14 protein-coding genes are annotated in these 12689 nt (G+C 69.2%); 7 read left to right on the top strand and 7 right to left on the bottom strand.

From position 1 onward, the window contains the following. Positions 1-55: 55 nt before the first annotated feature. From ACHFFZ_RS11755 to ACHFFZ_RS11745, 3 genes are all read right to left on the bottom strand, one after another. Complete coding sequence (locus ACHFFZ_RS11755; protein WP_394276802.1) at positions 56-601, bottom strand: hypothetical protein; 546 nt, start codon at positions 599-601, stop codon at positions 56-58. A gap of 118 nt (positions 602-719) precedes the next feature. Beyond that, complete coding sequence (locus ACHFFZ_RS11750; protein ID WP_394276801.1) at positions 720-2000, bottom strand: citrate synthase; 1281 nt, start codon at positions 1998-2000, stop codon at positions 720-722. A gap of 159 nt (positions 2001-2159) precedes the next feature. Beyond that, positions 2160-3374 (bottom strand): S8 family peptidase, encoded by a 1215-nt coding sequence (locus ACHFFZ_RS11745; RefSeq protein ID WP_394276800.1) that lies wholly within the window; start codon positions 3372-3374, stop codon positions 2160-2162. A 301-nt stretch (positions 3375-3675) separates the two neighbouring features. Between ACHFFZ_RS11745 and ACHFFZ_RS11740 the strand changes: the two genes are divergently transcribed. From ACHFFZ_RS11740 to ACHFFZ_RS11725, 4 genes are all read left to right on the top strand, one after another. Further along, entirely contained in the window at positions 3676-4224 is a 549-nt protein-coding gene (locus ACHFFZ_RS11740) for a YceI family protein (RefSeq protein WP_394276799.1), read from the top strand. 180 nt (positions 4225-4404) lie between these two features. After that, complete coding sequence (locus tag ACHFFZ_RS11735; RefSeq protein ID WP_394276798.1) at positions 4405-4752, top strand: hypothetical protein; 348 nt, start codon at positions 4405-4407, stop codon at positions 4750-4752. After that, positions 4749-5087 (top strand): hypothetical protein, encoded by a 339-nt coding sequence (locus tag ACHFFZ_RS11730; RefSeq protein ID WP_394276797.1) that lies wholly within the window; start codon positions 4749-4751, stop codon positions 5085-5087. The genes ACHFFZ_RS11735 and ACHFFZ_RS11730 overlap by 4 nt, the downstream gene beginning before the upstream one ends. Continuing rightward, positions 5084-5353, top strand: a complete 270-nt coding sequence (locus ACHFFZ_RS11725) for an acylphosphatase (protein ID WP_394276796.1) — start codon at positions 5084-5086, stop codon at positions 5351-5353. The genes ACHFFZ_RS11730 and ACHFFZ_RS11725 overlap by 4 nt, the downstream gene beginning before the upstream one ends. On the opposite strand, the gene ACHFFZ_RS11720 is transcribed toward ACHFFZ_RS11725, so the two are convergent. Next, positions 5340-7130, bottom strand: coding sequence for a glycoside hydrolase family 13 protein (locus ACHFFZ_RS11720; RefSeq protein ID WP_394276795.1), 1791 nt, complete (start codon positions 7128-7130; stop codon positions 5340-5342). The two genes, ACHFFZ_RS11725 and ACHFFZ_RS11720, sit on opposite strands and share 14 nt — an antisense overlap. Before the next feature lie 191 nt (positions 7131-7321). On the opposite strand from ACHFFZ_RS11720, the gene ACHFFZ_RS11715 reads away from it, so the two are divergent. After that, the gene (locus ACHFFZ_RS11715; protein ID WP_394276794.1) at positions 7322-8002 is read left to right on the top strand and encodes an Rv0909 family putative TA system antitoxin; all 681 of its coding nucleotides are present in this window, start codon (positions 7322-7324) and stop codon (positions 8000-8002) included. 117 nt (positions 8003-8119) lie between these two features. On the opposite strand, the gene ACHFFZ_RS11710 is transcribed toward ACHFFZ_RS11715, so the two are convergent. Genes ACHFFZ_RS11710 through ACHFFZ_RS11700 form a run of 3 tightly spaced genes read right to left on the bottom strand, consistent with a single transcriptional unit; the run spans position 8120 to position 9744 of the window. Then, entirely contained in the window at positions 8120-8467 is a 348-nt protein-coding gene (locus ACHFFZ_RS11710; protein WP_394276793.1) for a metallopeptidase family protein, read from the bottom strand. Then, positions 8460-9269: a hypothetical protein gene (locus ACHFFZ_RS11705; RefSeq protein ID WP_394276792.1), complete on the bottom strand. Its 810-nt coding sequence runs from the start codon at positions 9267-9269 to the stop codon at positions 8460-8462. Before ACHFFZ_RS11705 ends, ACHFFZ_RS11710 begins: the two co-directional genes overlap by 8 nt. A 1-nt stretch (position 9270) precedes the next feature. Beyond that, entirely contained in the window at positions 9271-9744 is a 474-nt protein-coding gene (locus ACHFFZ_RS11700) for a DUF1707 domain-containing protein (RefSeq protein WP_394276791.1), read from the bottom strand. Between the two features lie 149 nt (positions 9745-9893). Here ACHFFZ_RS11700 and argE point away from each other — a divergent pair, with 149 nt between their 5' ends. Then, entirely contained in the window at positions 9894-11126 is a 1233-nt protein-coding gene (argE, locus tag ACHFFZ_RS11695; protein WP_394276790.1) for an acetylornithine deacetylase, read from the top strand. A gap of 53 nt (positions 11127-11179) precedes the next feature. Next, positions 11180-12658: an APC family permease gene (locus tag ACHFFZ_RS11690; protein ID WP_394276789.1), complete on the top strand. Its 1479-nt coding sequence runs from the start codon at positions 11180-11182 to the stop codon at positions 12656-12658. The last annotated feature ends 31 nt before the right edge of the window (positions 12659-12689 follow it).

The raw sequence follows: 12689 nt of genomic DNA, 5'->3' as shown, positions 1-12689 counted from the left end.
CCAGTTCCAGATGGACCGGGCCCTCCCGTGTGTCGTGGCTCAGGTGCGGTGTGGATCAGGCCTGCGGATGGTCCTGCTGCAGGGGCTGGCCGGGCTGCGTGGTGGGAGGCGTCGACTGCTGCGCCTCGGCGGCGGTCGCCTGCGGTGCGGCGGCGTGCTCGGGGCTGCCGAGCCCCTCGCCGGCGACGACCCCGGCCTCGGCCGGGTCCTGCTGCAGCACGCCGTGGATGCGCTCCATCATGGCGGACTCCCCCGGGGAGACTCCCTTGGCGGCCTCGGCCACCTGCTGGGTTGCGGCGCTCACGTAGTTCTTGAGCGCGTCCAGGGTGGCTGGGTCCTTGCTGGCGGCTCCGACGGCCTGGCGCAGGTTCTCGATGAGCCTGTCCTCCATCTCGGCCCTGTTGCCGGCGGCGGGCGGCAGCGAGATGCCGCTCTTCATCACCTGGATGAACTCCTCGGGGGCCCCGGCCAGAGCCTTGGAGGCGGCCATCGACTCCTTGAAGGTGGCGAGGAAGCCCGGCTCAGCCTGCGACACCAGGGCAATCGCTCCCATGGCACCGTTGCGGATGGTCTCGATCTCTTGCTGCGTGAACTGGGTCATGGCTCCAGTCTGCGAGGCCACACCCATCACGGGAAGGGCCTATCGCCGTCGGCAGAACGGCCGACAGGGGCCCTGCCCGAAGGCAGGACCCCTGTCAGTGCTGTGCGTGACGAACCGGTCAGCGCTGGTCCATCGGCACGAAGTTGCGCTCGGTCTGGCCGACGTAGACCTGGCGCGGGCGGCCGATCTTCGTGGCCGGATCGGCCTGCTGCTCGCGCCACTGGGCGATCCAGCCGGGCAGGCGGCCGATGGCGAACAGCACGGTGAACATGTTGACCGGGAAGCCCATGGCCTCGTAGATCAGGCCCGAGTAGAAGTCCACATTCGGGTACAGCTTGCGCGACTGGAAGTAGTCGTCCTCGAGGGCGGTCTGCTCGAGCTCCTGGGCAATGTCCAGCAGGTCGCGGCGACCCTCCTTGAGCTTGAGCACCTCGTCGGCATGCTTCTTGATCAGCGCGGCGCGCGGGTCGTAGTTCTTGTAGATGCGGTGTCCGAAGCCCATGAGCTTGATGCCGGACTCCTTGTTCTTCACCTTGGTGACGAACTCCTGGACGCTCATGCCCGAGTCCTTGATCTGCTGCAGCATCTCCAGCACGGACTGGTTGGCGCCGCCGTGCAGCGGGCCGGACAGGGCATTCACGCCGGAGGCGACCGAGGCGTAGATGTTGGCCTGCGAGGAGCCGACCAGGCGCACGGTGGAGGTGGAGCAGTTCTGCTCGTGGTCGGCGTGCAGGATCAGCAGCACCTCGAGGGCGCGGGTGATGGCGTCATCGATCTGGTAGGGCTCGGCCGGGCTGCCGAAGCTCATGCGCTCGAAGTTCTCGACGTAGCTGAGCGAGTAGTCGGGGTAGAGCGTGGGCTTGCCGATGGAGTTCTTGTAGCCATAGGCGGCCAGCGTCGGCACCTTGGCGAGCAGGCGGATCGTCGCCTCCTCGATGGCCTCCGGCGTCAGGTCGGTGGTCTCGGAGTTGAAGGTGCTCAGGCCCATGATGCCGGCGGCGAGCACGGGCATCGGGTGGCTGCGACGGGGGAAGCAACGGAAGAAGTCGCGCATCCGCTCGTCGATGATCATGTTCTGGGTGATGCGGTGCTCGAAGGTGGCCAGCTGGTCGGCCGTGGGGAGCTCACCGTAGATGACGAGGTAGGCGACCTCGAGGAAGCTGGACTGCGCGGCCAGCTGCTCGATCGGGTAGCCGCGGTACTGCAGGATGCCCTTGTCACCGTCGATGAAGGTGATCGCCGACTTGCACGAGGCGGTGCTCGAGAAGCCCTGGTCGTAGGTGGTGTCGCCGGTGCCGGCCAGCAGCTTGACGATGTCGTGGCCATCGTTGCCCTGCGTCGCCTTGACGAAGGGCAGGTCGACGGACTTCTCGCCGACGGTGAAGGTGGCGTTGGTCATGTGCAGTTCCTCCTTGAACCGAGGCGGAACGCCTCGACAGAGTGGTCAAGTGCTGGTGGTGAGGCGAACGGTCTGGCGCTCGTTGCCAGCAGATGGGCACACGATACCGCGAGAGGGGCCGGTGTGAAATACGTCTCCACCACGGCTCCCGCCGCGGGATCAGCGGGCAGGAGTGATGCTGCCGACGCTCTGGAGCATTCGGTTGGGGGTGCCGGAGGAGGCCTTGATCACCACATTCTTCTGTGACTGGGTGAGCAACTGGTTGCTCACCTGCGCCGGGGTCCAGGCGGGACGGGCCTGCAGCACCAAGGCTGCTGCTCCCGCGACGTGTGGGGCCGCCATGGAGGTTCCGGAATCCACCATGGTGGCGCTGTTGCTGCCGATCCAGGCCGAACGGATACCGACGCCCGGAGCGTAGAGGTCCACACAGCGTCCGTGGTTGGAGTCGGCGGCCTGGCGGTTGTCGACGGAGGCATTGGCCACGGTGATGGCCTCCGGGGTGCTGGCGGGGCTGATGGTGCAGGCATCGACGGTTGGCATGCCTTGCTCGGCATTGCCGGCAGCCGCGACCACGGTGATGCCGTCGGCCACTGCGGCCTTCACCGCGGCGGTCATCTCGTTGTTCGTCGCGCCCCCGACGCTCATGTTGAGCACGGCGGGGGTGCCGGCCCGGTGGTCTCCCACAGCCCAGTCGAGGGCGGCGATCATGTTGCTGGTGAAGCCCCCGCCGCTGCAGTCGAGCACCTTGACCGGCACGATGGTGGCCTGCTTGGCCACCCCGAACCGGGTACCTGCCAGGGTGGCGGCGACGTGGGTGCCATGACCGGCGCAGTCCGTCGGCGGGGTGCCGGGCTCCTCGTAGTTGGGGCCCTGGGTGACGCGTCCGGTGAAGTCGGCGTGCGACAGGTTGAGCCCCGAGTCGAGCACATAGGCCGTCACGCCAGCGCCGGTGTGCACTGCGCTGAAGCTGCGGCTGGGTCGGGGGCTTGCCTGGTCGATCCGGTCCAGGCCGATGGGCGGGTTGTTCTGGGTGCCCGCGGCGTGGATGCGGGTGTCGGGGGTGACCGAGACGACGCCGGGCAGCGCACGCAGCTTCGCGGCGGAAGCCTCGTCCATGGTGACCGTCATGCCCGGGAACACCCTGGTGAAGCGGTGGTGGATCCGATGGTCGCTCGCAGCGGCGCGCGTCTGCGCCCGGGCCAGGCTGTCATTGCTGGTGGTGCGCACGATCCAGCGCGTGTCGGGTCGGGGTGCGGCTTCGGCGGGCACCCCTTGGGGCGTCGCGGAGCCGAGCAGGAGTGCCCCCAGCACCGAGAGGCAGAGCAGGGCGCCGAGCGGTCCACGGCGGGTGGGCTGGCATTGCTGGGCGGTCATGGGAGCCTTTCGGGGCGGGTGGGTCTGGAGTCACTGTAGGTGGTCGGCCGTGCCGCGTCGTGGAGGGGGACGTGGGGGCGTGGCGCGGATCTTCAGGAACGGTCTGGCAAGGGCGTTCATCTTCTTGGGATGCCTTTCGGGGTTGACTCCCCGAAGATGGGTTGAAATTTCAACCAAAACTGGGCTAGGCTGGGAACCAGTTGGTCGGCCCCCCGGCGACCGGCACCTCGAACTTCTGGGGCGGGGCCACACCGCTCCAGCCACAGCAGCAATCCACACAGCAGCAATCCAGGGAGAAGACATGACTGACATGAAGAACCTCCAGGGCACCTACATCCTCGACAACACCCACTCGACCCTCGGTTTCGTGGCCCGTCACGCCATGATCACCAAGGTGCGCGGCTCCTTCACCGACTTCAGCGGCACCGCCCAGGTCAACGGCCAGGACCCGGCGGCCAGCAGCGTGACCGTCGACATCAACGTCGCCAGCATCGACACCCGCAATGCCGACCGCGATGCCCACCTCACCAGCGGCGACTTCTTCGAGGTCGAGAAGTTCCCGAAGATCACCTTCGCCTCCACCCAGGTGCAGGCCGTCGACGCCGACACCGTCGAGATCACCGGTGACCTGACCATCAAGAGCGTCACCAAGAGCGTCACGATCCCCTTCGAGTTCACCGGTGCCGCCACCGACCCCTTCGGCAACGAGCGCATCGGCTTCGAGGGCAAGACCGAGGTCAACCGTCGTGAGTTCGACCTCACCTGGAATGCGGCCCTCGACACCGGCGGCGTGCTGGTGAGCGAGAAGATCACCCTCGAGTTCGAGATCTCGGCCATCAAGCAGGCCTGACATCCACGCGGCACCGCCGCGACGCTGTGTGCACGGGTCGCACGGGCCAGGGGCGTCCACTCCACCCGGAGTGGGCGCCCCTGGCTCGCGCCCGGACGGCACCATCAGTGCTGGTGAGGCAGGAATTTCCACCTGGTCAGACGCCCTCTGGACCCGAGCTGCCCCGCCTAGGATGGTGACATGGCACGCGTCACCGGCCAGGGCCTCCATGGCCACGTCGAACGGATGCGCGACGAGCACCCCCCGCTGGCCCTCGCTGGGGTGGACCGCACGATCATCAACCCCCGCGCCATGCGAGAACGCTTCACCGGCACCCTCGACTACCTCGCCCATGTCGAACGCGAGGTGGAGCGCAACCTGCTCGAACTGCTCGCAGTCCTGCCCAATCCCAGCACCGTCGACGAGTTCTTCTATGCCGAGGTCTGGGGCCCGCAGGAGCTCGCCCACGGCGCCATCCTCGACCAGCTCCAGGCAGACCTCGGCCTGGTCACCACCGCCCCCCCCACCTCGAGGCGGGCCTGCAGGTGAAGGTGCTCGGCGCCCTGGCCCACATCCCCCAGGTGCAGGACGTCTCGAGGATGCTCTACTACCTCACCGGGGCCTCCACCGAACGCCAGGTCGTGCTGGCCTACTCCACGCTCACCAAGGAGCTCGACGCGCTGGGGGAGCGGGCCATCTCCGAGACCATCATCCAGCCGATCAAGCAGCAGGAGCCCGGCCGCTTCAAGGCGGCCGTGCTGTGGGCCGACCGCCAAGGAATGGACTACCCGCCCTATGTGCTGAAGGCCCTGCACGAGGTCGTGGAACTCCACCGGGAACAGGCCACTGCCACCAACCCCACCCACGGAAGGATGAAGCCATGAGCCACGCCGTCGACCTGGTGGTCACAGGGAGGGTGCAAGGAGTCGGCTACCGCTGGAGCTGCGCCCAGCAGGCCGAGCAGCTCGGGGTCGACGGTTGGGTCCGCAACCGCCCCGACGGCACCGTCGAGGTGCACGCCGAGGGCGGGCAGCAGGCCGTCGAGCGACTCGTCGAGTGGTGCCGGCAGGGCCCCCGCTGGGCGGGCGTCGACCAGGTGCACGTCGCCACCGGAGCACACCAGGGCCTGACCGGCTTCACCGTCCGCTGAGACCAGCGTCCTGGTCTGCGTGCGCCACGGCAGCCGCCAGCTCCTCGGTGGCGAACCAGGCCGTCGCCGACGGCGGCAGGGTCAGCTCGACCGGCGCACTGCCCAACAGCAGCTGGCAACCACCCAACCCCAGCCGCTCCAGCGACGGGTCGTCCAGCGGCACCGACTGGTCACCGAAATTGGTCAGGCAGTGCCAGCCGCCCCGCGCCCAGTGCAACAACTCGTCGGTGCCGGCCAGCCATCGCAAGGGCTCGGCGGACACCAGCGGCAGCAGCCGGGAGCGCAGCACGATGGCGCGCCGCACCACGTGCAGCATCGAGTCCTCGTCGTCCAGCTGTGCCTCCACCGAGAGCTCCCCGAAGACCTCCGGCTGCGGCAGGTGCGCCCCGCCGCCGCCGAAGCCGAAACTGGAACCGCCCGCACCCCAGCTCGGCGAGCCGCTGCGCTCCCGGGTCCACGGCAGGGGAACCCGGCAACCGTCGCGCCCCTTCTCCCGCGACGAGCGGGTCGCCAAGGGGTCGGTGAGCAGTTCACGCGGCAGGTCGGCCACCTCGGGCAGGCCCAGTTCGTCGCCCTGGAAGATGTAGGTGCAGCCAGGCAGGGCCAGCTCGGCCATGAGGGCGGCACGGGAGCGGGACCGGCCCAGCTCGACGTCGACCAGCGGGTGGGCGCCGTCGGCCAGCAGCCATTGGCGGGCCAGCCACTGGGTGTCGTGGCGGAAGGCCGGCTCCTCGGGGAAGGCCTCGTCGGTGAAGACCCGCGGCTCGGGCGGGGTGGGCAGCCCCAGTCGGCTCGCCACCCGGGGTGTGTCGTGGCAGCCCAGCAGCCAGGTGGTGCTGGCGCCGGTGCGCTCCGCCTCCTCGAGGGCCTGCATGATGACCTCGCGCACGTCGTCGGCACGCCAGTCCGCCTCCTGCATCGAGAAGTTGAAGGCCTGGCCCAGCGTCTCGGGGCTGGCATAGCGGGAGCGACGCTCGGGCAGTACGGCCGCTTCCGCCACGGCGAAACGGGGCGGGTCATAGGAGTCGAAGACGCGCCGCCAGCCGCGGTAGACCTCCATGAGTTCTTCGCGGTCGAACCAGGGGTGCGAGCCGTCGGGCCGGGCGAAATGCTGCACCGTGGCCCACGGCTCCCAGGGCTCCGAGAGGTCCTTGACCAGCGAGTGGGCGACATCGACGCGGAAACCGTCGACACCGCGGTCGGCCCAGAAGCGCAGTGTCCGCTCGAAGTCCTCGCGCACCTCGGGATTGCCCCAGTCCAGGTCTGGCTGCTCGGCGGCGAACAGGTGCAGGTACCACTGGCCGTCGCCCACCGGCTCCCAGGCCGAGCCGCCGAACAGGCTCTGCCAGTCGTTCGGGGGCTCGCCGCCGCAGTTGGCCCCGTCGCGGAAGACGTAGCGGGCGCGCTCCGGGGAGCCGGGGCCGGCGGCCAGCGCCTGCTGGAACCAGGCATGGCGGTGCGAGGTGTGGTTGGGCACCAGGTCGACGATCACCATGATCTGGCGCTCGTGCAACGCCGCGACCATCTCGTCGAAGTCGTCCAGGGTGCCCAGGCGGGGGTCGACGGCGCGGTGGTCGTCGACGTCATAGCCACCGTCGGCCAGCTCCGAGGGGTAGAAGGGGCTGAGCCAGACCGCGTCGATGCCCAGCCAGGCCAGGTGGTCGGCGCGGGAGGTGATGCCCGGCAGGTCACCGATCCCGTCGGAGTCGGAATCGGCGAAGCTGCGGGGATAGACCTGCAGCACGACGGCCTCGCGCCAGCGCTCTGGGATGCTCATGCACCCATCCTGTCACCCGATGTCACTGCTTGTGGGAGTAGTGTTCGCCCACAGCGTCGATGGAAGGCTGGCCCTCGACGAGGTGACACGAATACCGTGGAACCGAAGGCCCCGGGTCACGTGGCGGGGCAGGACCACATGCACCGTCGCGGTCCAACCAGCAAGGACCCCCACTGACGAGATCAGGAGCGATGATGACGAACGAGCAGAACTTCAGCACCGAGAAGAACTTCGACGCCGAGCAGGCCAAGGCCAAGGCCGCCGAGGCCGCCGCCAGGGCCAAGGAGCAGGCCGATGCCGCCAAGGCCAAGGCCGCCGAGCGCACCGAGCAGGCCAAGGCCAAGCTGAACGAGGGTGCCAACAGCGACAAGGCCGCCCAGGCCCAGGAGAAGGCCAAGGAGGCCACCGCCAAGGCTCGCCTGGCCGCCGATGAGGCCGCGGCCAAGGCGAGCGAGGCGGTGCACAAGAACCGCGCCAAGATCGACAGCACCGTCGACAAGGCCGCCGAGCTGATCGACGCCAAGACCCAGGGCAAGGCCACCGGCGTCGTCAGCAAGATCAAGCAGGTCATCGCCTCGGTCCTCGACAAGGCCGAGACCAGGAGCGGGTCGACCGTGACGCCCGGAACTGCCGTGCGCACCGAGGCCGACCAGGCCGCCAAGCAGGGCTCCGACATCGACGCCGGGACCGTCGCCGAGGACCCGATCGAGCGTCAGGCCGCCCGCGCCGAGCAGTCGGGCAACTCCTCCGAGGCCGAGGTGAAGCCCGGCCGTGCCGCCGAGACCAATGATGACGAGGACCGCGGCTTCTACGGGGCCGTGAAGACCGAGGACACCGCCGAGACCAAGGCCGAGGGCGACAACCGCTTCTGACGGCCGATGACGTGAGAGTCCCTGGTGGCCCAGCTCAGACGAGCTGGGCCACCAGTGCCTTCCACACCGTGCGCCACGCGTCGAGCGCACCGTCACGGGCGGCGCTCACCCGCCAGCTCAACCCCAGCCCAGCTCGTGCAGACGCCCGTCCTCGATCCCGAAGAAGTGGGCCACTTCGTGCACGACCGTGGTGAGCACCTCGTCGGCCACCTGTTCGCGGGTCTGGCACATGCGCAGCGTGGGCAGGCGGTAGATGAAGATGCGGTCGGGCAGCACTGCCGAGCAGGAGTGGCCCCGTTCGGTCAGCGGGATACCCTCGTACAGGCCCAGGATCGTCGGGTCCTGCTCGTTGGCGTCCTCGATGATCAGCAGGCAGTTGTCGACGAGCTCCATCAGCTGGTCGGGGATCTCCTCCAGCGCCTCGGCGGCCAGCTCCTCGAACTCGTCGGGGCCCATCTCAACCATGCCGTGCCTCCTGCGCCCGGGCCTCGCCGTCCGCGACGGCCCAGGCGACGAAGTCTCGCAGGTCCTTGCCCCGTTCGGACAGCGAGCCGTAGTGGCTGCTGGCCGACGGGTCCTCGCGGATCCGCAGCGCCTCCGCAGCGAGCTTGTGCCAGCGCTCGTCAAGGGTGGTCTGCACATAACGCCCGGCCCCGGACTTGGAGGTCATCTCGCCGGTGGCGAGCAGGTGGTGCAAGCGGGCCACGCCCAGCGCCGACCAGGCCACGGCATCGTCATGGCGGCCGATCACCAGCCAGCCCAGTTTCAGCTCGCGGGCGGTGCGCGCCCAGTAGGCGGCCAGGTTCTCCCGGGAGTAGGCCACCAGCTCCTCGTGCGGGGCGTGGATGCCGAGCACCCGTGGGTCGCGGCCGGTGACGCGGATGGCGCGGGTGGCCAGCTCGTGCCAGGCCACCGGGTTCAGGTCGGTGCGGCCCTCGGGCTCGAAGCTCCCGGCATGGGTGCACGGCACCGGCGGGCACTGGTCCGCGGGGCGCTGCAGGTCCTCGATGACGACGTGGTGGCCGTCGAAGTCGTGGTCGGTGAAGTCGAGCCAGACCTGGGCGTGGGCCGCCTCCAGGGCGCGCAGGTCATCGGCCTGGGGACGGCGCGAGAGCACGGCGGTGTAGTCCACATCGGAGCTGGTGAAGAACTCCCCCCAACACAGCGATCCCCGCAGGTAGAGACCTTCCAGGAGGCCCTCGGCGCTGTGGTTGAGGGCGTGGGTGAAGGATTCGCAGATGGCCTGCACCTGCTCGGGGAGCTCCATGTCAGTCCAGTTCCCGGCGCTGCTGGTCGGGCAGCTGTCGGGACTGCGTGCCGGCCGCGATGGTGGGTCCCAGCCAGAAGACCCACACGGCGGCCAGTGCCACCAGGGGCCCCATCCGGCCGCTGGTCACCGCCGCCAGCGCGATGGCGGCCGGAAAGATCCAGAAGCTGGTCCACCACGGCCGCTCCTGCGCCGGGGCAGGTTGCTCGCCGGTTGGCGAGGGGACCTTCTCGGTGGCGGCGCCGATGGGATCAAGGGTGGGGATGGCCGGTGCCGAGGACCGACCGGGGCGTCGCCCGGGCAGGTCGGTGAACAGCGCGTCCAGCTCCGGCTGGGTGCGCGCGGCCAGCGCCTGGCCGAGGCGCTCGTCGAACTCGTCCAGCCGCAGGCGACCCGCGGACAGGTGTTCGCGCAGCAGCTCGGCGGCGTCGTCACGCTCGGCATCCCCGATGCGCAGGGGGGACGGTTCACTCACGCTGTCCATCATGCCGCACACAGGACCACCCCTCGGGACGGATCCCCGGGGCTGTGGAGAACGAGGTCCACCTGTGGACAAGCGCGGAGGCTGTGGACGATGGCGGGCGAGAGGTCCGGGAAACAGCGCTGCACGGCACAATGGGAGCCATGAGCCCCGAGCAGCGCCAGACCGCCAGCCCCGCCCAGCCTGCCAGCCCCGCCCAGCCTGCCAGCCCGGCCAGCCTGGAGTGGATCAGCCGGCTGTGCCGCGTCGACTCCACCAGTCGCGGCAGCAACCAGGGCGTCATCGACCTGGTGGCCGAGGAGTTCCGCCGCCACGGCATCGAGCCCCACCTGTTCGACTCTCCCGACGGGCTCAAGAAGGGGCTGGTGGCCACCGTGCCCGCCGCCGACGGCTGCACCCGCGGCGGCGTCGTGATCAGCGGGCACACCGACGTCGTGCCCGTCGACGGCCAACCGTGGTCGAGCGAGCCCTTCGAGCCCGAGGTGCGCGAGGGCCTGCTGTACGGCCGCGGCACCGCCGACATGAAGGGCTACCTCGGCATCGCCCTGCACTTGCTGCCCCGCTTCGTGGCCGCAGAGCTCGCCGAACCGATCCACTACGCCCTCAGCTACGACGAGGAGGTCGGCTGCCGCGGCGGCGACGCGATCGTCGAGCAGATCAACCAGCTCGGACTGGCACCTCGCGCCGCCCTGGTCGGGGAGCCCACCAGCATGCGCATCGTGCGCGCCCACAAGTCCGTCTGCTACGTCACCGTCACCTTCACCGGCGTCGAATCGCACAGCTCGCTGACCACCCACGGCGTCAACGCCATCCACTACGGCGCCGAACTGGTGGCCTGGTGGAACCAGGTGGCAGAGGGATGGAAGCAGCACGGCCCCTTCGATGAGGCCTACCCGATCAGCCACTCCACCGGCGGGGTCAACCAGTTCACCGGCGGCACCGCCGGCAACATCGTCCCCGGCCGGGCCCAGCTGGTGCTCGAGTGCCGCACCGTGCCCGGCAATGACCTCGACCAGCTGGTCGCCGAGCTGCACGCCTTCTGCGACCAGCTGCGCAGCCGCATGAAGGCCGAGAACCCCGCCGCCGACGTCGAGGTGGTCGTCGACGCCCAGGCCCCGGCCCTGGACACCCCCGCCGACGCCTGGGTGGTTGAGCTGGCCGAACAGCTCGGGGGCCTGCCGAGCGAGGACAAGGAGGCCTATGCCACCGAGGCGGGCCAGTTCGGGCGCGGTGGCATCCCCGCGGTGGTCTGCGGCCCCGGTGACATCGCCCAGGCCCACAAGGCCGACGAGTTCCTCGCCCTGGACCAGATCACCGCTTGTGAGGCCTACCTCGGGCGCCTGGTGGAGGTACTCGGCGCCAGAACCCGGACCTGATCGGAAGCTCCAGGTGCTGGACAGGGAGGGTATCCAGCCCTGAAGCTTTGCGCATGACCACCAACGACACCACCGAGCAGGGACGCGGCTCCGAGCCCTCCCTCAAGCGCGTGCTTGGACCCGGACTGCTGCTGCTGTTCATCGTCGGCGACATCCTGGGCACCGGCGTCTACGCACTCACCGGCAAGGTTGCCGCACAGGTGGGCGGCATCGTCTGGCTGCCCTTCCTCGCCGCCTTCCTCGTCGCCCTGCTGACGGCCTTCAGCTACCTCGAACTCGTCACCAAGTACCCGCAGGCCGCGGGTGCCGCCTTGTACACGCAGCGTGCGTTCAAGAGCCACTTCTTCACCTTCATCGTCGCCTTCACCGTCATGTGCTCCGGCCTGACCTCCTCGGCGTCGGCCTCCAAGGCCTTCGCCGGCAACATGGCCGCCATGTTCGGCTGGGACTTCGACGAACACGGCATGGGCCTCAAGATGATCGCCGGCGGCTTCCTCATCCTGGTCGCCCTGATCAACCTGCGCGGCGTCTCCGAGTCGGTGAAGCTCAACGTTGTGCTCACCTGCATCGAGCTGTCCGGCCTGCTGATCGTCATCTTCGTCGGCATCTGGGCAATGACCCAGGGCAGCGCCGACTTCAGCCGCCTGACCCAGGTCAACGTCGCCGAGGGCAAGACCGCCTTCAGCGCCGTGACCGCCGCCACCGCCCTGGCCTTCTTCGCCATGGTCGGCTTCGAGGACGCCGTGAACATGGCCGAGGAGACCAAGGACCCGGTGCGCACCTTCCCGAAGATCTTGCTGCTGGGCCTGGGCCTGACCGGCGTCATCTACGTCCTGATCGCCATCACCTCGGTCTCGCTGGTCGCCCCGAGCAAGCTCGGTGAGGGCACCACGCCGCTGCTCCAGGTGCTGCAGGTCGGCGCCCCGAACTTCCCGACCGGCATCTTCGCCGGCATCACGATGTTCGCCGTCTCCAACACCGCCCTGCTCAACATGCTGATGGCCTCGCGCCTGCTCTACGGCCTGGCCCACGAGGGCGTGCTGCCCCGCTCGCTGGGCAAGGTGAGCGCCAAGGGCCGCACCCCCTGGGTCGCGGTGATCTTCACCACCATCCTGGCGCTCGGCCTGGTCTGGTTCAGCAACCTCACCGCCCTGGGTGGCACCACCGCCCTGCTGCTGCTGTGCGTGTTCACCATCGTCAACATCGCCGTGCTGGTGCTGCGCAAGGACGTCAAGGACACCGGTCACTTCAAGACCCCGACGATCTTGGCCATCCTGGGCGCCCTCACCGCCTTCTTCCTCGCCAGCCCGCTGTCCGGCCGCGCCAGCCACGACTACATCGTCGCCGCCTGGCTGCTGCTGGTTGGCGCCGTGCTGGGCGCCATCACCTTCGCCATCAACAAGTTCGTCTACAAGCAGGAGACGAAGTTCGCCGACGTCGAGCACCTCGGCGACATCGACTGGGAGATGGAGCACCCCAGCAACGAGGTGCCCCCGCTCCGCGATGTCCTGCGCCACCGCGACCAGGACTGACACCTCACCCGACAGACGACGACGGCAGTGC

It is taken from the genome of Luteococcus sp., assembly GCF_043424415.1.
Lineage (GTDB): Bacteria > Actinomycetota > Actinomycetes > Propionibacteriales > Propionibacteriaceae > Luteococcus.
This window is presented reverse-complemented; position numbering and strand designations above follow the sequence as displayed.